This window comes from Paenibacillus caseinilyticus (assembly GCF_027533645.1).
Lineage (GTDB): Bacteria > Bacillota > Bacilli > Paenibacillales > NBRC-103111 > Paenibacillus_G > Paenibacillus_G caseinilyticus.
Genome location: NZ_JAQAGY010000041.1, coordinates 1 through 19,747, shown reverse-complemented (window position 1 = coordinate 19,747; position 19,747 = coordinate 1). Strand labels below are relative to the sequence as shown.

The 19,747-nt window shown below is 52.6% G+C and carries 20 protein-coding genes and 1 pseudogene; 12 read left to right on the top strand and 9 right to left on the bottom strand.

The features are described 5' to 3' along the window. Positions 1-43: 43 nt before the first annotated feature. The gene (locus O9H32_RS32155; RefSeq protein WP_269870169.1) at positions 44-307 is read right to left on the bottom strand and encodes a hypothetical protein; all 264 of its coding nucleotides are present in this window, start codon (positions 305-307) and stop codon (positions 44-46) included. 373 nt (positions 308-680) lie between these two features. On the opposite strand from O9H32_RS32155, the gene O9H32_RS32150 reads away from it, so the two are divergent. The 6 genes from O9H32_RS32150 (at position 681) to O9H32_RS32125 (ending at position 7,955) form a co-directional block, all read left to right on the top strand. After that, a complete protein-coding gene (locus O9H32_RS32150) occupies positions 681-2,252 on the top strand; it encodes a M23 family metallopeptidase (protein ID WP_269870168.1) in 1,572 nt (523 codons plus the stop codon). Positions 2,253-2,451: 199 nt separating this feature from the next. Further along, positions 2,452-3,180 (top strand): response regulator YycF, encoded by a 729-nt coding sequence (yycF, locus tag O9H32_RS32145; protein WP_269870167.1) that lies wholly within the window; start codon positions 2,452-2,454, stop codon positions 3,178-3,180. Between the two features lie 22 nt (positions 3,181-3,202). After that, positions 3,203-5,038: a cell wall metabolism sensor histidine kinase WalK gene (gene walK / locus O9H32_RS32140; RefSeq protein WP_269870192.1), complete on the top strand. Its 1,836-nt coding sequence runs from the start codon at positions 3,203-3,205 to the stop codon at positions 5,036-5,038. Further along, complete coding sequence (locus O9H32_RS32135) at positions 5,035-6,321, top strand: YycH family regulatory protein (RefSeq protein ID WP_269870166.1); 1,287 nt, start codon at positions 5,035-5,037, stop codon at positions 6,319-6,321. The genes walK and O9H32_RS32135 overlap by 4 nt, the downstream gene beginning before the upstream one ends. 60 nt (positions 6,322-6,381) lie before the next feature. Further along, positions 6,382-7,137 carry a two-component system regulatory protein YycI gene (gene yycI / locus O9H32_RS32130; RefSeq protein ID WP_269870165.1) on the top strand — a complete coding sequence of 252 codons (756 nt, stop codon included), beginning with the start codon at positions 6,382-6,384 and terminating at the stop codon, positions 7,135-7,137. A 14-nt stretch (positions 7,138-7,151) separates the two neighbouring features. Further along, on the top strand, positions 7,152-7,955 hold the full coding sequence (locus O9H32_RS32125; RefSeq protein ID WP_269870164.1) for an MBL fold metallo-hydrolase: 804 nt from the start codon (positions 7,152-7,154) through the stop codon (positions 7,953-7,955). A gap of 82 nt (positions 7,956-8,037) precedes the next feature. Here O9H32_RS32125 and O9H32_RS32120 read toward each other — a convergent pair whose 3' ends face one another. Further along, positions 8,038-8,283 (bottom strand): hypothetical protein, encoded by a 246-nt coding sequence (locus O9H32_RS32120; RefSeq protein WP_269870163.1) that lies wholly within the window; start codon positions 8,281-8,283, stop codon positions 8,038-8,040. Positions 8,284-8,471: 188 nt separating this feature from the next. Here O9H32_RS32120 and O9H32_RS32115 point away from each other — a divergent pair, with 188 nt between their 5' ends. The 4 genes from O9H32_RS32115 to O9H32_RS32100 all read left to right on the top strand — a co-directional run bounded on the left by O9H32_RS32115 (position 8,472) and on the right by O9H32_RS32100 (position 12,173). Next, the gene (locus tag O9H32_RS32115; RefSeq protein ID WP_269870162.1) at positions 8,472-9,719 is read left to right on the top strand and encodes a S1C family serine protease; all 1,248 of its coding nucleotides are present in this window, start codon (positions 8,472-8,474) and stop codon (positions 9,717-9,719) included. A 212-nt stretch (positions 9,720-9,931) separates the two neighbouring features. Further along, on the top strand, positions 9,932-10,099 hold the full coding sequence (locus O9H32_RS32110; protein WP_269870161.1) for a CxxH/CxxC protein: 168 nt from the start codon (positions 9,932-9,934) through the stop codon (positions 10,097-10,099). A 91-nt stretch (positions 10,100-10,190) separates the two neighbouring features. Continuing rightward, positions 10,191-10,670, top strand: a complete 480-nt coding sequence (gene rlmH / locus O9H32_RS32105) for a 23S rRNA (pseudouridine(1915)-N(3))-methyltransferase RlmH (RefSeq protein ID WP_269870160.1) — start codon at positions 10,191-10,193, stop codon at positions 10,668-10,670. Positions 10,671-10,784: 114 nt separating this feature from the next. Beyond that, complete coding sequence (locus tag O9H32_RS32100) at positions 10,785-12,173, top strand: ATP-binding protein (RefSeq protein ID WP_269870159.1); 1,389 nt, start codon at positions 10,785-10,787, stop codon at positions 12,171-12,173. A 67-nt stretch (positions 12,174-12,240) separates the two neighbouring features. Here the strand turns inward: O9H32_RS32100 and O9H32_RS32095 are convergent. The 3 genes and pseudogenes from O9H32_RS32095 to O9H32_RS32090 all read right to left on the bottom strand — a co-directional run. After that, a pseudogene (locus O9H32_RS32095) lies at positions 12,241-12,464 on the bottom strand (transposase); the annotation flags it as partial. A gap of 198 nt (positions 12,465-12,662) precedes the next feature. Beyond that, a complete protein-coding gene (locus tag O9H32_RS32975; RefSeq protein WP_406627438.1) occupies positions 12,663-13,343 on the bottom strand; it encodes a DUF7002 family protein in 681 nt (226 codons plus the stop codon). Positions 13,344-13,611: 268 nt separating this feature from the next. Continuing rightward, positions 13,612-14,190: a TetR/AcrR family transcriptional regulator gene (locus O9H32_RS32090; protein ID WP_269870158.1), complete on the bottom strand. Its 579-nt coding sequence runs from the start codon at positions 14,188-14,190 to the stop codon at positions 13,612-13,614. A gap of 198 nt (positions 14,191-14,388) precedes the next feature. Here O9H32_RS32090 and O9H32_RS32085 point away from each other — a divergent pair, with 198 nt between their 5' ends. Next, complete coding sequence (locus O9H32_RS32085) at positions 14,389-15,249, top strand: SDR family oxidoreductase (RefSeq protein WP_269870157.1); 861 nt, start codon at positions 14,389-14,391, stop codon at positions 15,247-15,249. A 119-nt stretch (positions 15,250-15,368) separates the two neighbouring features. On the opposite strand, the gene O9H32_RS32080 is transcribed toward O9H32_RS32085, so the two are convergent. Beyond that, positions 15,369-16,139, bottom strand: a complete 771-nt coding sequence (locus O9H32_RS32080; protein WP_269870156.1) for an ANT(4')-I family aminoglycoside nucleotidyltransferase — start codon at positions 16,137-16,139, stop codon at positions 15,369-15,371. A 183-nt stretch (positions 16,140-16,322) separates the two neighbouring features. Continuing rightward, positions 16,323-16,916, bottom strand: coding sequence for an isochorismatase family protein (locus tag O9H32_RS32075; protein WP_269870155.1), 594 nt, complete (start codon positions 16,914-16,916; stop codon positions 16,323-16,325). Positions 16,917-17,055: 139 nt separating this feature from the next. Between O9H32_RS32075 and O9H32_RS32070 the strand changes: the two genes are divergently transcribed. Next, complete coding sequence (locus O9H32_RS32070) at positions 17,056-17,949, top strand: TetR/AcrR family transcriptional regulator (protein WP_269870154.1); 894 nt, start codon at positions 17,056-17,058, stop codon at positions 17,947-17,949. An 82-nt stretch (positions 17,950-18,031) separates the two neighbouring features. Here O9H32_RS32070 and O9H32_RS32065 read toward each other — a convergent pair whose 3' ends face one another. Beyond that, positions 18,032-18,850, bottom strand: coding sequence for an SDR family oxidoreductase (locus O9H32_RS32065; protein WP_269870153.1), 819 nt, complete (start codon positions 18,848-18,850; stop codon positions 18,032-18,034). 86 nt (positions 18,851-18,936) lie between these two features. Continuing rightward, on the bottom strand, positions 18,937-19,473 hold the full coding sequence (locus O9H32_RS32060; protein ID WP_269870152.1) for a PadR family transcriptional regulator: 537 nt from the start codon (positions 19,471-19,473) through the stop codon (positions 18,937-18,939). Positions 19,474-19,747 lie beyond the last annotated feature (274 nt).

Below are 19,747 nucleotides of genomic sequence, written 5' to 3'. Positions count from 1 at the left end.
CATAAGAGCTTCAAGGGCGTTTTTCTGTCCTTCGGCCGCTTACCTAGTACTGGCCGCCAAACAAGGCTACCGTGTCTTCCGCCTGACGGCGTCTCGAGGATTCTACCAGAATCTGCATCGCAAAAGAGGTCCGCGAACCCGTATTCGGATCCCCTCCAGCCATCGCGTATGCTGGGGAAGAAGCGAAGATCCCCGCTCGGCCATCCTCGGCTTCCAGCTGAAGATCCACCACGCCCTGCTTGCGGAGTGCTTCAGCGGCTTGCTCCATGTCCGTTCCATTTCGGAAGAAAGCCGTTATATTTTCCATAACTACCTCCCTTCTCCTATGAAAGTGTGTGCTATACCACGTTTTGTTGAAAATGATAGACTTCCTATGGTACAGTATGTAAAGAAGTCTGGCATTATGGTTATCGTCCCTATTTTTAGGTGTTTTTATGTGCACATCGGAAGCAACCTGAGACCCGGAGCAGCCGGGGATTCTTTGTTGTGCGGCAATAGTGGCGGAAGGACCCAGTGTCCATATCCGATCCCATAGCAGCCGGTCGTTCTTTCTAAAGAACAACGGCGGGGCAGTCTGTACAGAAGCAAGATCAGGAAGACAGTGCGGAGTTCCATGAGGGAACCAAAGATCCGCGGCTGATTGTCGAATGCGGCAAAAAACGGCTTAAAAGGAGAAGAAGATGAACGTTTTCAAGGGCATGGAACGGTTCAAAGACCTAATGAACAAGCTGAGAGGGTCTGAGAAGCGCTCTGACAGCATAGTGGAAAGTGCAGAAGTCACAACGGCAGCAGATTCCGGCGAAATCCAAGAAGCGGGTACTCCGCATTCATATAAGCAAACAACGGAAACGGTACATAAAGGAATGGCCTGGCGTACGGTATCCGCGGCGGCGCTCATGGCTGCGATCGTGTGGAGCGGTCATCAGTATGTGGAAGCCGGTATGGCCGACTATTACCGCGTCTATGCCGATGGCAACGAAATCGGTGCCGTCGTGGATCCCTCGAAGATCGAAGCGTACAAGCAATCGAAGCGGGAAGAGCTCTCGAAGAGCACCGGCGAGGCCAAAATGGTCGTCGTGGAACCGAAGATCGAATTGAAGGCTGAAAAGGCTTTCAGGCCCAAGGGTGAAGAGGCAGCCGTGCTTGCGCAGCTGGACGGTTATTTCAGCGCGTATCCGGTAGGCGTGCAGCTGGTCGTCAACGGCAAGCCCTCCGGGATCGTGAAGGATGAGGCTACGGCGAAGAATGTGCTTGAGCAGATCAAGACGAAGGCCGTCGCTTCCGTCTCCGGCAAAAAGGAGCCGGGCAAGGTGGCGGTACTGTCCGCTCCAGCCTCGGTTCCCGTATCGACGGAGCTGCAGAAAGCCGACTTCGTGGAGCAGGTGGAATTCCAGGAGGTCAAGATCGACCCCAAGGAACTCCTGAAGCCTGAGGAGCTGCAGACGAAGCTCGAGACCGGCAACATGGCTCCGACCAAGTATACGGTGCAAGAAGGGGACTGCGTCGGGTGCATCGCCAAGAAGTTCGGCATCCCAAGGCAGGTCATCTACCAGAATAATCCGGGCATTACCGATGACATGATCAAAGTGGGCCAGGTGCTCGACCTGACCGTGCTTCAGCCTGCCTTGTCCGTGCGGACCGTGGAGAAGGTCGTGGAAAGCCAGGAGATCCAGCATGAGATCGAATACAAGCAGGACGACAGCATGCGTCTGGGGACCATGGAAGTCATCTCTCCCGGGCAGAACGGCATGAAGAAAGTGACCTTCGAGCTCACGAAGGTGAACGGCCTGCTCGAGAACGAAGCGCTGGTCAGCGAAGAGATCGTGAAGCAGCCGGTGAAGGAAGTGCAGAAGAAGGGCACGAAGGTCGTCAAAGGCGAGGGCACGGGGAAATTCGCCTGGCCGGTCGCTTCGGCCACGGTGACGAGTACCTTCGGCACACGCTGGGGGGCCCTGCATAAAGGGATTGACCTGACCGGCAACCGTAACATCATGGCGGCGGACAATGCGAAGGTCGTCTTCGCCGGCAGGAAGGACGGGTACGGTAACTGCATCATTCTCGACCATCTCAACGGCTACCGTACGTTGTACGGCCATCTCAGTGAGATCGATACCGAGACCGGCAAGATTGTGGAGAAAGGCGAGAAGATCGGATATATGGGTTCCACGGGCGATTCGACGGGTGTGCATCTGCATTTTGAAGTGCAGGTGAACGAAAGTCCGCAGAATCCGCTGAAGTTCTTGAACCGTTAGGAAGAAGAGCAGGGCAACTGGCAGTACGGGCGGGGAAGGAGCTACGGTTTCCGGCCCGGGTATGGAGACATGGAAGAAGCAGGGGACTGCGGCTTCCCTGTCTCTTTTTGTGTCCGAGTATGGTAAAATGATAGAATAGCTTCCCCTCGCGGGAGGGCACGTAATAGAGCTTGAGGAAACAGGCGGTGAACGCGGGACAATGGCCAAAATCTTGGTGGTGGACGACGAACAACCGATTGCCGATATATTAAAATTCAACCTCGAAAAAGAAGGACACGAGGTGATCTGTGCCTATGACGGCGGGACGGCCGTCGATCTGGCGTACGCGGAGGAGCCGGATCTCATCCTGCTCGATCTCATGCTGCCGGTGAAGGACGGCATGGACGTATGCCGGGAAGTGCGGCAGAAGCTCAATACGCCGATCATCATGCTGACGGCCAAGGATAACGAGATCGACAAGGTGCTGGGACTCGAGCTCGGCGCCGACGATTATGTGACGAAGCCCTTCGGCACGAGGGAGCTGCTCGCCCGTGTGAAGGCGCACCTGCGCCGGCAGAGCAAGACGCAGGCCGCTGCGGCCCAGGAGACGGAAGAGGAGCCTCGGCAGGGGATCCGTATCCTGAGCCTGTTCATCGACACGGACATGTACGTGGTCTACAAGGACGGGGCGCCGCTCGATCTGACCCACCGGGAGTTCGAGCTGGTCCAGTATATGGCTAAGAACAGCGGCAAGGTGATGACGAGGGAGCATCTGCTCCAGGCGGTATGGGGCTTCGAATACTTCGGCGACGTGCGCACGGTGGACGTGACGATCCGCAGGCTGCGCGAGAAGCTCGAGGACGACCCGAGCCGGCCCGAGTACATCATTACGAGGCGGGGACTGGGCTATATGATGCGCAACCCGAAAATGAATGCTGGCAGCTTCTAAGCGGGGAGTGAGTGAGCGGGAGATGAAGGGCGTCCGTTTTTTTCAATCGATCCAGATGAAGCTCATTATTATCTATGTGCTCTTGATTCTGATCGCGATGCAGATGATCGGCGTGTACTTCATCAAGACGCTGGAGGATTCGCTCAAGAGCGACTTCGTGAAGAACCGGGACGATCAGGCGCTGCTGCTCGCCCAGTGGGTCGAGAGCTACATGATCGGCACCCTCGATAACAATGCGGAGAACAACAAAGAGGCCCTCGACCGGCTGAACAAGTTCGTGAACTCCCTCTTCACGATCTCCAAGGGCGAGATTCAAGTCATCAGCGAGACCGGTGAGGTGCTGACGACGTCGCTGGCCTCGAACCAGGGTGTCATCGGGAGCAAGAATACGCAGACCGAAGTCACCCGGGCGCTGCAGGGGATCAAGGACAACCAGCGGATGTTCACGGACCTCGACGGCAAGCGCAAAATGATCATCGCCAAGCCCATCGGCTCCGGCGTGAAAGTACTCGGGGCGGTGTATCTCATCTCCTCGATGGATGATGTGTACAACACGCTGAACCGGATCAACCAATTTTTGTTCTCGGGCACGTTGATCGCCTTGGCGCTTACGGCTCTTCTTGGCGTTCTGCTCTCATCGACGATCACGAACCCGATCAAGGCGCTGACCCGCCAGGCGACGGCCGTAGCGGAAGGCCGCTTCGACGAGAAGGTGCAGATCATGGGCCAGGATGAGATCGGGCAGCTCGGCAACACGTTCAACTTCATGATGGACCGGCTGCGCGAAGCGCTCTCGCTCAATGAAGAAGAGAAGGAGCGGCTCGCCTCCATTCTCTCCAACATGAACGACGGTCTGGTCGCAACCGACGATCACGGCCGGGTCATCGTTATCAACCGGCGGGCGAAGCAGATTCTGCAGGTCAACGAGGACACGACGCTCGGCATGCCTCTTGGCGATCTGCTCGGGGTAGCGCAGGAGACGATGGTCCGGACTGAAGGCAGCCCGAACAAGTCGGCCATGATGGAATTCTTCCATGAAGGCGAGGAAGAGCCGCTGTACGTCAAGGTGACGTACACGAATATCTACAGCAAGGGCAAGGGGGCGGCCGGCACCATCGCCGTGCTCCAGGACGTGACGGGACAGGAGAAGCTTGAGCAGTCCCGGCGCGAGTTCGTAGCGAACGTCTCGCACGAGCTGCGGACGCCGCTGACGACGATCAAGAGCTATCTCGAGGCGCTCGAAGACGGAGCGCTCGAAGAGCCGCAGCTGGCCGGCAAGTTCGTCAGCGTGGCGAGGGGCGAGACGGAGCGCATGATCCGGCTGGTCACGGACCTGCTGCAGCTCTCCCGGCTCGATTCCAAGCAGGCGATCATCTCCAAGGATACGGCGGATGTGACCGAGCTGCTCGAAGAGACGGCCGACCGGTTCTCCTTCCAGCTCGAGCAGCGGATGATTGCTATCGAGCTCGACGTGGATCCGGCCATAGAGGAGATCACCCTGGACCGCGACCGGATCGATCAGGTGCTGGACAATCTCATCTCCAATGCGATCAAGTACACGCCGGAGGGCGGGCACATCCGGATATCCGCCCGCAGGCCCGATACCGCCGTATTGGAGCTCTCGGTTCAGGACAACGGTATAGGCATTCCGAAGAAGGACCTCAGCCGCATCTTTGACCGGTTCTACCGGGTGGATAAGGCACGTTCCCGCAGTGCAGGGGGGACGGGGCTAGGACTATCGATTGCCCGGGAAATAGTAAAAGCGCACGGGGGCACGATCCAATTGGAGTCGGAACTGGGCCAAGGGACCCAGGTGACGTTCACCCTGCCGTACAGCCATGAGGAGGTAGCCCCATGATCGAGAAGCTGAAGACCGGTGTGCTGACCTTCCTCGTGCTGCTCAGTATTCTCCTGAGCTATCTGCTCGCCTACAGCTATCCGAAGTACGATCCGGTGGTTCCCGAGGAATACATCAAGACCGATACGCTGGGCACGCAGATCCCGCTGCCGGACATGCTGTTCCCGGATCAGCTCGTAGTGCACCTCGGAGGAGACCAGCATACCGTCCTGTACGCCAATTCGGCGCGTCCGCAGTACCGGGAGATCCTCAGTATCGTGAACCAGCGGTATATGCAGAACTTCCGCCAAACGACCCTCGCCGCCCTGGGCTTGAACTGGGACGACGTGAGGAGCAAACGCCCCGGTCTCGAAGTGCGGTTCCGTGACGGACTGCCGCTGGACGTGCTCCAGGAGGTTATGCAGATCAAGGGCGAACTGCCTGCGGAGGGCGACCTCATCACACGGATCTGGGTCTTCGCCCAGGAGAATAACGAGGTGCGGACGATCCTCTTCACCGATACGGCAAGTACGCTGTATGAGGCGGAAGCCAACTTCTCGGTGAAGGATATCGAGAAGTTCGTGAAGGTGGAAGAAGGCTATATGCCGTACAAATATACGGCGCAGGATTATTACCTGCCGACCGGCAATCTGGCGGTAACAAGCCCGACGATGGTATACACCCAGCTGACCGAAGACCAGCTGAAGCGGACCTTCTTCGTCGATCCGGCACTGACCCGGTCCTTGACCGAATGGGACGGATCGGATATCTATATGGACGGCACGCGCGGACTGCAGATGCGCGGCGAGCAGCGCTGGCTGACGTATTCCGATCCCGCAGCGCCGTCGGTGGACAACAAGGAGGATCTGAAGGACAACCTGCGCTCGGCCGTCCAGTTCATCAACCAGCATGGGGGATGGAATGGAACCTACGGCCTGCAGAAGCTCCCTCAGCAGCTGCTTCCGAGCAGCGGGGCCTTCGTGTTCCGCCAGTATTATGATTCTTATCCCGTGCTCGGCAAGCGCGGGGAGAATATCGGTTTCATCAAGATCGCGGTGCAAAAAGGCATCGTCTCCAGCTACGAGCGATCGACGATGGTGCCCGATGCGCGCAGTACGGTACGCAAGGAGGTGCTGCTCCCCGGGGGAGAAGCACTGGATGCCAAACTGAAGGCGTACGCCAGGATCGCTCAGGTCTACTCCGTATTCCCGGCGTACCGGCCCGTGGTAACGGAACGGACCATCCAGCTCGTGCCCGGCTGGGCAGCCGAGCTGCGCGACGGATCGTATGAGTTTATCGAATAGCCGCGGGATGGCAAGCTGCAGGATGGAAGCTGCAATCGCAGGAGGGGAGGTCTTCGGCGGATGGACTGGGGCCGGGCCAAGACCATATTGATACTGTCATTTCTCATCTTGAATATACTGCTCGCGTTCCAGCTCGTAACCAGCCGGGCGGATCTGCTGGAGTTCGAGGCGAACAACAGCGGGGTGGCGGAGGAGCTGCAGAAGCTCGTGAAGCTCAAGAACATCCAGGTGCCGGCGGATATTCCGAAGGACGTGCCGAAGCTGCGGGAGATCGTCGTGAAGTTCGACGAGAGCCTGGCGGTGGACGCCCCGAAGCCGCTTGCGGCGCCCCTGCGCTTCGATCCGCTGATCAACCGGAGCGGGTTCAAGGATATGCTCGCGAAGACCGGCATTCCGAGGACGGAGGCTTACGAGTATGACCCGGTAGGAAGCACGGGCGGTACGTACGTGTTCCAGCAGATGTACGGCAGGCTGCCGATGTTCGATGTGCAGCTGAAGCTGGTGGAGCAGGGCGGGCTCGTGGGTTCGTACACCCAATCCTATGTAGAAGTCCAGCCGCAGGGAGAAGGCGGCGGAGTCAAGGAGCAGAAGGTGATTACGGCCTATATTGCGCTGCGGCGCCTGATCGAGAATTATTTGCCGAACGGGTCGGTGATCCGGGGTGTGCAGCTGGGGTATCACGAACAGATATCGAACTCGCAGACGCGCAACATGTGGCCGTCTTGGCGGGTGTCGCTGGGCAATGGGCTGACGTATTACGTTCATGCGCTGAACGGGGCGGTGGAAGAACCGCTGAATCCAAAAAGCAGGCAGTAAGGGGAAATGAAGCTATGGGTATACGATTTACGGTGCTGGCCAGCGGGTCAACGGGCAACGCGATGGTAGTCTCGACCGATGAAGGCAAGGTGCTCATCGATGCGGGTCTCAGCGCCAAGAAAGTCGAGCAGGAGCTGAAGGAGAAGGGCATGGCGCTAAGCGAGATCGACGCGGTGCTCGTGACCCATGAGCATTCCGACCATATCAAGGGACTCGGGGCAATCGCACGCAAGTACGATCTGCCGGTCTATGCGAACGAGAAGACGTGGGAGGAGCTGGACCGCAGCATCGGCGAGATCGCCGAGAGCAACCGCTGCGTGATGCAGACGGGCGAGATGCGCGAGTTCGGCGACCTGCAGGTGGAGTCGTACGGCATCTCGCACGATGCGGCGGAGCCGGTGGGGTACTGCTTTTATCAGGGGGAAGAGAAGCTGAGTCTGGCGACCGACCTCGGGTACATGAGCTCCAAGGTCAAAGAAAAAATCCAGGACAGCGATGTGCTTATCCTGGAATCGAATCACGATATCGAGATGCTGCGGATGGGGCGCTACCCCTGGAACGTGAAGCGCCGCATACTCGGGGACATGGGTCACTTGTCCAACGAAGCGGCGGGCGAAGGCCTCGTCGATGTCATGACGACGAAGACCAAGCGGGTGTATCTCGCGCATCTCAGCCTCGATCACAACATGATCGACTTGGCCAAGCTGACGGTGAATAACATGGTAGAAGACCGGCTGCAGCCGGACGATCACCGGGCGAAGCTCATGAGCACGTACCACAACCGGGCGACGGAGTGGGACCGGGTGGGCGAGGAGTAGACGGCAGGGCATGGAGCCTGCCTTCGGACGCTAATGTGATGCGCAAAGGATGCTGTTGGTCCTCGGTTCCGAAGGTGCTGCCTTAAGCCTGTGCGGCAGCAGGGGGCGTCTCCACGGCGCCCAGATCCTCTGGCGTGTCGATGACCTCCAGCCCTTGGGCCTTGGCGGCCAGCTCCGCGACGGAGAGCAGTCCTTTGTCGGCCAGCAGTTCGATCAAGGCGCTGAGCACCAGGGTCTGGCGGTAATGCTCTTCCTTCAAGTCGGCGATCTTGCCGATCCATTCGATCTCATCCAGATGGCTGTGAACGCGGTTATTGCTCGTGGTCATGGCTCTCTTCCTTTCGCTTCTGGGGATGCTTCCTCATGTTCTTAGTCTAGTCTATCAGGAGGAGAATCATTCCTCTTTTCTCTAATTGTTTGTACTGCTAGGGTTACGGTACAATGGATGCACAAGGTATGGAACCGGATGGATCCGCTCGGGAGCGGCAGCCGGACGGGATCTAAGGGGGCGGCAGAGTGGGTTTGTTCGACGATGACGATTTCTATACAACGAAGGTATCGCTGCCGCGCCGGGATACTTGGCGTACGCCGGACCGCCGGGGACGCCGGATCAGGTCCATGGGGCCGCTTCCCGTCTGGCTGCTGCCGGCTGTGGGAGCGGCGATCCTGCTCGCTGTGCTCATCTGGGCGTTCAGCGGCGGGGAGCCTGCGGAGAGCGAGTTCCTCAGCGCCGAGACGATGGCTGTGATGGCTCCGCCGGCAGCGGAAGGGGTCAGCGATGACCGGCGGCGCAGCGACACGGTGGTGGGGGCCACCGCCAAGGTCGCGCCGACGGTGGTCAGCATCGTAGGCTCGCACCGGGAGGACGAGAGTGAAGACGATCCCAAGAGCGGAGCGATGGGGCTCGGCTCCGGCGTGATCTTCAGCCGCTCGGGCGACAAGGTGCGCATCGTGACGAACAATCACGTCGTCGAAGGATTCACGCAGCTCGACGTCGTGTCCATCTCTGGCGAGAAGCGCCGGGCGACACTGCTCGGACGCGACCAGATCACGGACCTCGCCGTGATCGAGATGGACGGCGCCGGGATCAAGCTGCTCGCCGAGTTCGGCGATTCGGATGCGCTGCAGCCGGGGGAGACGGCGATTGCCGTCGGCAATCCGCTCGGCATCGGCTACGCGCCGACAGTGACGCAAGGCATCATCTCGTGGCCGAAGCGCACGATTCCCGTCACCCTCGGCAAGGAGGGGGAGTTCGACTGGGAGATGGACGTCATCCAGACGGATGCGGCCATTAACCAGGGCAACAGCGGCGGGGCGCTCGTGAACCTGGAGGGGAAGGTCGTCGGCATCAACACCATGAAGGTGGCTGATATGGGCGTGGAAGGGCTCGGCTTTGCGATTCCGATCAACCAGGTCAAGGGCGTGATCGACACGCTGATCAAGGATCAGAAGGTGAAGCGTCCGTACATGGGCGTCGTGACACAGGATCTGCAGGCCTACGCAGGTACGGAAGGGCTCAAGCTGCCTTCGGACGTGAAGAAGGGCGTGCTCGTGCTGGACGTCGTCGGGCCGGCCAAGGATGCGGGACTGAAGAGCAGCGACGTGATCGTCGAGCTGGACGGCAAGCCGGTGGACAGTACGCTGGCGCTGCGCAAATACATCTACGGCCATAAGCAGATCGGGGAGAAGCTGCAGGTGACCTACTACCGCGGAGCGAAGAAGACCTCCGTACAGCTGGAGCTGGAGGAGCTTCAGGAGCGGTAAGGAGGGGGCTGGCCGGGGACGGCTGGGTCAAGAGAGCCGCTGCTCTCCGCAGGCTCGGGATAAGGCAGGCGGAACAGCGGCTCCAGAAGGTGGCATTTCCGTGAACGGGTGAAACTGGCGGTTGTTAGCATGGCCCCTTTTGGGGTACACTAAGAACACAAGGTTTGCGCTTGTCACAGGCGCGGCACAAGAGAGATAAAGGGGTTTCGGTTATGCACGTGGTATGCAAAGAACATTTGGAACTGGCCATCGATATGTTCGTTGATGAGTACGAGGATGCGCCGGATATCGTGGATCTCGACGAAGTGGAGTTCAAGGCTTGGGAAGCGCCGTCCCACTGCGAGCGGTGCGCGGGTCCGGGACGTTTTCTGGTCGTTTGACGTTACAACCAACCATATAACCATACACACCGAAGAAGAAGGCTGGCCTGGGGCGGCCTTCTTTTTTGTATAGAAGAGGGGTTCTCGAAGGATGAACATACAGATGATTACGGTCGGCAAGCTCAAGGAAAAGTACCTCGTCGAAGGGATCGCCGAATATACGAAGCGGCTCGGCCCCTACGCCAAAGTGTCGATCGTCGAGGTGCCCGACGAGAAGACGCCGGAGACCCTCAGCGCCGCGGAAGAGGCGCAGGTGAAGCAGCGCGAGGGCGAGCGCATCCTCGCGAAGGTGAACGAGGGCGCCTTCGTCATCGCCCTCGCGATCGACGGCAAACCGCTCTCGAGCGAAGACCTCGCACGGCAGCTGCAGGACCTCGCCACGTACGGGCGCAGCTCCGTGGCGTTCGTCATCGGCGGCTCGCTCGGCCTCGCCCCCGAGGTGCTGGCGCGCGCCGACCTCAAGCTCTCGTTCGGGCGCATGACGCTGCCCCACCAGCTCATGCGGCTCGTACTGGTGGAGCAGGTGTATAGGGCGTTTCGGATTATGCGGGGGGAACCGTATCACAAGTAAGGGCAAGTTTCTATGCTATGTATTACAATAACATGTTATCAATTGTAGGTTTGTGTAAATTATAGTATTATAAACAAAAATAGTATATTTTACCTAAAGGTTGTGAGAAAAGATATGAGTATTAGCTTACCTTCACGCTATGAGAGTTTAGATGAAGCTTATCGAGGTCGATTAATACCAAATGCTGAACTGCTAAATTTGGTAAATCGCGCAAATAAATCAATACAGATTAGTGGTGGTATTCGGTTTCTACCGCTATATGGAGAAAGTGGTGCCGGGAAAACATCTGCTGCCCGTGAAATAAGCACCCATATCCCAAGTGCATATACCTTTGTCCTAGGTAGAGAAGATATAGAAATAAAGGAATCACTGCTAACAAGGATCAAAAGAGAAAGGGATCATACGGTAGGAAAACTGTTGATTGCTATTATTGATCAATACGAAGAAAACGTTGTAGGTAAGGAAAAGATTCCAACTCAGTTTGTTGAATATTTGAGCCTTTTTGACCGAGGTGAACTAAGTCAAACACCGATTATCTTCATTTGGTTAACGACTAGTTTAGATTTTCAAAAAATGCTGGTGAAAGCAACTTCCCGGAATAGAAGAATTTTACTACATGATAGCTTTGTTATTACTGGTCCTAACAAGCTTGAATGGCCAAAAATTATTGATGAAACATTCAGTTTTCATAATAGTGACAAGTCGTTGGCTGATTTTGAGATTATCGATGAAGATGTAAAGAGAATTAGCATAGATCACCATACCATTGGGAGTGCCATGGAGGAAGTGGGAGTGAGTCTTGCTGATAATCTAATTGATATTCACAATCTATCAGAATACCAAGTAATACTAATGTGGCCGGTGTCGGATGCTCTTCGAACCCAGCGAGTCTTGCAATTCTCTAAAGCCCGAGAAGGTTACAAACTTAATTGGGAAGCTTGGCACAGAGAATTAAATGCCGAGGATCGGGCCCAGCTACCTTTGAAGGAATTGAACCGCACGCGTCTTTATTTTGACGTAAGGATAATACCTATACGCGCTGCAGACCTCCATAGGTTATGTAATGACTTAGAAAACCCAGAGGGTACATATGGCGACTCTTATGTTGGAAGGTTTACGAGAACCCATTTTTATCAAGTCATAGCGGATAAATGGGATGAATATGAATATACTCCATTAAAGGAGAGAGAGTCCAAACGGGCCGAAGAAGCAAGAATTTGGTATGAGAGTGTTACAACTAAGCCAACCCAGCTTGGAAGAAGAATAGCAAGAGTTTTTAGATCAAGCGGACTTGAGGCTACATATGAATATACCCTAACTTCTGGATATAGTTCGGTAAGGGCTGACATTTTCATAAAACGCCCTGGTTCTCAAAAGCCGAAGGTAATAATTGAAATTAAGGCCTTTTCAGCTGAAGCAACCATGCCATCTTCTATAAAGGACGCTATAAAAGTTACATTGAGAAGACATGCGCAATTTGCTGGTTTCTTGCAAAGACAATAAAGGGCACCTGCTTAATGAAAACTGAACTGCACCCCGTCAAGTAGACAGTACAAAAAATAAAAATCAATTAAGCGGCCTTGGTCCTGTATTCCATCGGACTGAGGCCGTTTAGTTTCGCTTGCAATTGTGTACGTTATTGTAAAAGTGGATGTAGGCCTCAATGTCCTTTTCGAGCTCCTCAAAGGTTTGGTAATTATGTAAATAATACTTCTCGCATTTTAGAGTTCCCCAGAAAGATTCCATGGAGCCATTATCGATGCACCGCCCAACCCGGGACATACTCTGAGTTAGTTAATCGCCTGTTTGGTTTTCCTGCACATGTGCAGGGTTAATTGGCGATATCCAAAGGTGCATTCCACTTTCTCATAGATGGTCATCATAATCATATTGATGCGCAAGGCAATAGTGAACGATATCGATCCGTTCTTCCCACGTTGTCGAACGACTCTTTGTCATAGCTTTTGCTTCCCCTTTGTAGGCTTTAAGCTGCTATTCGATATACCGCAACGGTCTATGCAAATGAGTCCAACATTGGGGTACATCTGAAATTTCCACACAGTAAATGGTTTGAAGATAGGAGTGGAGAGACAAGACTGAATTGTGTATCATGATTTCGTGGATTTGGGAGGGAATTCGGGGAACTAGAGAATCCTCTCGTTTGCGATACTCATCCAATGGTAGAAACATACGGAGTGTCTTTCGATAGGAAGTTCGTTTAGGATATCGTGGCATGCTTCCGGCGTCGTATTTAGAAAGACGAACCTGGTCGAAATGATCGGATATGAGAGGATAGGCATCCAATTGTAGGATGGCAAACTTCTCACAGGGTTCTCGTCGAGAATACATATGTAGCATTTGCTTGCAGAGCCGCAGCGTAGGCCATAGGAACACATGTTGATCAAGGAACGATCGAAACTGGCCAACGGTCGTGTCCGTATCCATCATTTCCGTTGAGATTTTTAGATGTGCATTTAGAATCACTGTATTTCCATTTGTCAGATGTACTTCTTTTTCCGTGCGGCGTTCACCTTCCGGATTCGGATGAATAACATTACTAGCGAAAAGCGTATCTGAATCGGCAATGGAGGCCAAATTCACGACTCTTGTGAAATGGTACAGGGATTTTCGTTCCGGTTTATTTGTAATATGCTGTATAACCTCTGTCTTCATACGAGCCTCCTATCCGAATTACCGGGGATCATCTTGGATGAATTAAGTTCAAAGATGACCCTAAACAAGAATCAAATCACCATCGTTAATTTATCCGGCCGCATAGACAAAGATTCAGAACAATGTAATGGAAACATGGATGTTGCTCCGACCATTGCTCCAGATGGGTTGGACGCTACAATGGATAATTGAAATTGGAACGGAAAAAATCATCATTCTACAGTCAAAATACAGTTTACTATGCTATCTTTTCTACCGGGATCTTCGGTCAAATAAAAGAAGCTAGATCAGCCCCAATAACCTCCATGATTTCTTCTACCATCCATTCCACCGAACGGTTTTGAGGGTTCCGGCTCCACTGCAAAGCCGACCCGAATATACCCCAACTTACAACGAGTGCCTTAGTTTCCACTTTATCACGAGAATGGCCATGCGTATTCGCCTCATGTAACCATTTCAGCAGGAGTCGATGAAGCTTCTTATGAATGGCATTTTCAAATATGGTTTCAAACTGTTTGTCTCCGGGCGTACTGTGCTGTCGGGCCTGCAATAGAAAATCGAAGATCGTTTGAATAAGGATTCGCAAATTTTTGGCATTGAAGCTTACATCTTCTGGTAGTCTGCCATTTACAAAAATTTGGAATTTCTCTGTTTTCCAATATTCAAGAAAATCATATTTATCCTGGAAATGCGCATAGAATGTTGTTCGATTTACAGCTGCCTGCATTGCAATATCATGTACAGAAATGGAATAAAAGTTCCTCTTCTCCCCAACCAATTCGTTAAAAGCCTGGACGAGCTGTTGACGGGTTCTTATTACACGCGGGTCATCAGGATTGACTGACATGTGGCTCCCTCTTTCCCTTGAACTCAAATAACAGACAAAAGGATTAATGTGTAGGTAACACAACAAAAACAGCTTTCTGCAGGTTGTTTGCATGGGCGTAATTCTTTTATCTTCTACTTATACGATTATGATTGCACAAACCAAATCGTATGGCAAGAAGCCCAATTACGATATATAAACGAAAGGATGCATGCAGAAATGATTGTTGTTACCGGTGCCAACGGAAATTTGGGAAGGAAGATCGTTGAGGAACTTCTCGGGCGTGTTCCTGCGGGGGAAATTGGTGTGAGTGTCCGGGATGTGAGCAAGGCACAGGATCTAAAAGAACGCGGAGTTCGTGTTCGGCAAGGAAATTTCGACGATTCCGAAAGTCTCCTTCACGCCTTTGAACAAGCGTCGCAAGTTCTCATTGTCTCTTCCAACGCTTTGGATGGAGAAGAGGCTGTTCGCCAGCATCAAACCGCCATTGATATGGCTAAGAGGGCTGGGGTGGACCGAGTGCTGTACACGAGCCATATGGGTTCATCTGCGATATCACATTTTCCCCCCATGCTCACCAACGCGGCTACAGAAGAGATTCTGAAATCTTCAGGGATGGCCTTCACGTCGCTACGATGCGGTTTTTTTGCCACTTCAGCGTTATTGATGATCAGCGATGCCTTGAAAACGGGGGAATTCATAGTCCCGGAAAGCGGCCCGATTGCCTGGACGACTCACTCGGACCTGGCTGCAGTTACAGCGGCTATCTTGACAGAGGGGAAGCTCGACGGGATGACCCCTCCTCTTACGGCCTCTGAAGCGATTGATATGGAAGGGGTCGCATCGATTGCTTCCAAGATCTTAGGCCAACCGATTCGGCATATGGTTGTGTCCGACGAAGAATATCGGAACCGCTTGACGTCTCATGGAATGCCGGAAGCGATCATCAACCTGCTTACGGGTATCTTTCAAGCAAGCCGGCAAGGGGATTTCTCGCAAATCGATCCCGCATTGCAAAACCTAATCGGACGCCCTCCGATCAGATTCCAAGATTTTTTAAAAGACTCGATTCCCCAATAAAAGGGTTCATTTGGATAAGTGATAATGGAAGGGAGCTTTTGCTTGGGAAAAACAAAAGCCCCAGCCACCTTACTGGTGGATGGGGCTACGGTTAAAAGCTGCTTGGGAAGCTCTGCAGGTCAAAATGGGATTCGATTCGTACTTATTACATAGTCATGTTCGGCTGCCCACTTCACAAGACCAATCCAGAAATGTTCACAAGCTGAAACGATCTTTGAAGGTTGTGCTAACTCTCCGGACATAACCATTCGCGCAACAGGGTCGAATCCTTCTGGACGGCCGGGCAGTTCCAATGCCTCAGGCAGAACCATGGAGCCAGTCGAGAAAAGGTTTTGGTTGTGTAACCCGACTAACATAGCTCCGTATTGGGCAAACTCCATTGCCAAGTAAGGCAGGTAGGTATGGGGACCATGTAAACTGACATTTCGTAGCTTCCCAATAAACTCGTACATTTCCCCTACAAGGACTTCATTGATTGCATGCCGGAAATCTTCCTTTGTTGGTGATTCGGCAGCTTCCTTCAATTTCGGGAAAAAGCCCTCAGGATCATACAGGCTAAGTTGGGAAAAGAATGGCCCATGCGTCAATGGCCAGCTGTCCTCAACCGTAGAGGCGGTTGTAAGGAGAACGTCCGCACTAAGGACGTTCACTTCTGCTTTCCAAGGACCAGCCGACCATTCATAGCTAAAATCTACGGATTCGCTTGATTCACGTAGTACGCAAAACATCTCGATGTCCGAGAAAGGGCCGTCTGTACCTCTGGCAACAGAGCCGTAGACCCCGATGGCAAGGATTTTTTCTCCGTACACCTCGTGTAATCTCGAAGCGATTTCATGGCAGATTTGTAGTCTTTCGGTCCGAGAAATAGTTGCAGGTCCATTCATGTGCATTCGTGTACATCTCCCTTTGATTGATTTGGGTGAATAGTCACTAACACATGGATGGAGGACCTCGGGCTTAACGGGGCACTTTTTTTGGATGCATTGGTGTTCCTCCTGTAAGGCACTATTATGGAAATTCTACCCAAAACTATTTGTTTTAGCAAGGTATGGATTGGCGGTATACAAAAGATATTATACAGATGTCCTATTAGTCTGAAGCGCGGCGCAAGCGAGAATCTCTTCGGTCGTACGGATTCTGCCAATACGCGGGAAGATGACCTTGCTCACGTGCTCATGTTCCGCCTCGCTGAAGCCGGTCATGGCGTCTATCGCAAAAACCACCTGATATCCATGGGCGAAAGCTTCACGTGCTGTGGTATCTACACCGATACCCGAAGCAATGCCGCAAAGCACGATCGTCGTGATGCCCCGTCGGCGCAGCTGCTGATCCAAGTCTGTTCCATAGAATGCTCCCCATTGGCGCTTCGTAATTAAATGGTCGGTGTCGGTGACGCCAATCTCGGGTACAATCTCATCCCAGCCAGGCACCAGATTGAGGGCTGGAGGGGCCTGATCCAGCAGCGGACGAGGCATATCTTTGAAGTCTTTCGTAGATACGCGAACAAGCCCTACGAAAGCGCCTGCCTCGCGGAAAGCTTGAACCATAGCGGCGGCGCGGCCGACGACTTGCTCCGCTGAGTGAGGGGCATAGTGAGATCCAATCCATTTTTGCAAGTCGATTACGATGATGGCCGTCTTAGGAAATGAAAACAAAAGTTCTTCCAAGATCAATCACACTCCAATTCAGAAATTGAGCAGGCCCTTGTTTGACTTCTAGTATAATAATTTGAATTAAGGGTCAATTGACTCTATGTTCATAATTTTGTACTATGAGTTTAAAGTTGTCAAGAGGGGATACTTGAGGATGATCGTAACCAAGCAGGACATCATTCGTTCGGCTTCTAACATGTTTAAAGAAAAGGGGTTTCTGGCGACATCGATTCAGGAAATCGCGCAGGACTGCTCCATTGCCAAGGGGTCAGTGTACAAATATTTTCCGTCCAAAGAGGACTTACTGTGCGCGGTTTTCGACGAGTGCCAGACGGTGTATTTTGATCGGGCCGAGAGCCTGCAACAAACGGGGACGGGTACTCCCAAAGAGAGGCTCGTGAAACAGATTGTATTTCGCTTTCAGTATTTTATTGAATACCGTCACATTATGGTCGACTTCATAGAACTTCCGATTACGCAGTTCGCGACGTTCCAATCGCTGAGGAATCACGTTCGTGCCCGCATGATGGAGTGGCATAGGTCTTGGCTTCTTGAAGTCTATGGCGAGAGAATCGAGCCGTTTCTCTGGGACCTCATCTTTATATACCGCGCGATCCTGAAGGACTACCTGCAGCGCATCGTCTTCGAATCGAAGCTGCTGTCCATAGAGGATACGGCTTGGTTTATCGTCGATAAACTGGATGCACTAGTCGAGCATATGTCCAGGTCAGGTTCGAAGGGGCTGCTTGGGCGAAGTGCTTTTGATACATTCATTCACTCGGGTTCAAACGACTGGAATAACGAAAAAGAACGGATGGTCGAGGAGTTGTTCGACAGAGTGGCTGCGCTGCTAGAGGCATGGCCAGGCGGGACTGCCCGGCGGAAGGAGCTGCAAGAGATTGCCCAGCTGCTGGGGGCGGAGATTACTCAGGATCGGCCCAGGAGGCCGCTCATTCAGGCACTTTGCGCCTACTTGGAACAAGAGCGGGAACTGAGAAGCCCGGTCATTCAGTTAAAGCAGATTGTTCTGGAAGAGTTAGAGCCGTAGGCTATCGCAGCGTAAAAAGTACGAAAGGAGCAGCCGCGGCATGCTCCTTTCGTACTTTTTACCATTACATCGGTGTCCCTTCTTAAGCAAAATGCTGGGCTATATTGGTTAGGTATTCCACTTCATCCGTATGTTCTTTCATATGAATGAGCATCTTGGCATCTTCGCCTACTACATACCGGAATTGATTGGTACCGTCTGTGGCCGCTTGGTATATGGTTTCGGCAACCATTTCTGGAGGGGAGGCGTAGGACGGGTGTTTCTCCATCTCACCCAATTTACTCCGAAATGCAGTAGTAAATGGCTTATAGTCTGTTAATGCATCATTAAAAAAGAACTCCATCGATCTTCCGCCAAAGTCCGTTTGAATAGCGCCGGGTTCAATCAATTTCACTTTGATGTTCTGTGATGCTAATTCATAAGAGACCGACTCGGAGAAGCCCTCCACCGCAAATTTGGATGAATGATATAGAGACATCGTAGGAAAGGTCACTTTGCCGCCCATAGAAGAGATATTGATCAGCAGGCCTTCTTGATTGGATCTAAAGTGCGGCAGCATGGCTTTCGTCACTCGGATCAGACCAAAAACGTTCACTTCAAACTGTCGTCTGATCTGCTCTTCCGTAGCTGCTTCGATAAGACCCATTGTTCCATACCCCGCGTTATTAAGAAGAACATCAATTTTGCCAAACCGCTCAATCGCCTCTGCTAACGCAGGTTGAATCGTATCTTCTTTCTCGACATCGAGCCTAAGCACCAACACATTATGTAATGAATTAAATTCCGTTTCCTGCTCAGGCGAGCGCATCGTGGCTGCTACGTTCCATCCTCTTTGGGCAAAATATTTTACTGTAGCTCTGCCAATGCCCGTTGAAGCACCCGTGATAAATATCGTTTTCATAACATTCCTCCTACACGTTTTGGGAGCGTTCCATCATCAACATGTTTGTACCCATGTTATTTCGTAATCGTTCGGATTCCCTACGTTCAGCCCTGCCCTTGCACTAGCTTCTCCAAGTTCACCACCCCCTCGGCAATGGTTGTAAGTTTGGCCTTATACTCTTCAATACCAATTTGGATGCAGATGATCTGTGCCGGATGCATGTCATCTTTATAAAGCGAATATTGCCCAAGTAATTGATCCAGCTTTTTTTGTGATTCCTCCTGGGCTTGCTTCAACCAACGAATTACCTTGTCATACCCAACGAATTCGCCAAAATAAAGCCTCATCATCAAATCAGATTTCCGGATACTGTCTCCTTCAAGCGGGGCAAGTAAATAAGCGTTAAAATGATCCCTTCCTTTAGGCGTTATGTTTAGGAGATTTTTGTTAGGCTTACCGTCCTGGAGTACATTTTCCTTAGTGATCAACCCCTCCTTTTCCATGCGAGCCAGTGTAGGATAAATGGTTCCATAGCTGGAACTATAGAAATTGGAGAATACATCCTCCAATAACTGCTTGATTTGGTATCCGGTCAATGCTTCTTTCATAAGCATGCCTAGAATAACATCCTGACTGTTCAAAATGGGGTCCTCCCTGACATGTAGAAATATTTGTATATTGTGACCATAATATATCAGACCGATATATATCGTGTCAATATATAAACTGAAGAGGGTATCCCTTAGCCAGTTTCATGGTGGATAAATCTTATTTTCTGTATAATAATTCAGTTATATAAGACGCATTTAACAACGTAACATGCCGCTGGTATGGGTAATTATTAGTAAAACACCTGAGGCGGCGATGAAGATGGATAAGACGTCAACAGAGATCGAACGCTTGAATGAAGCCATG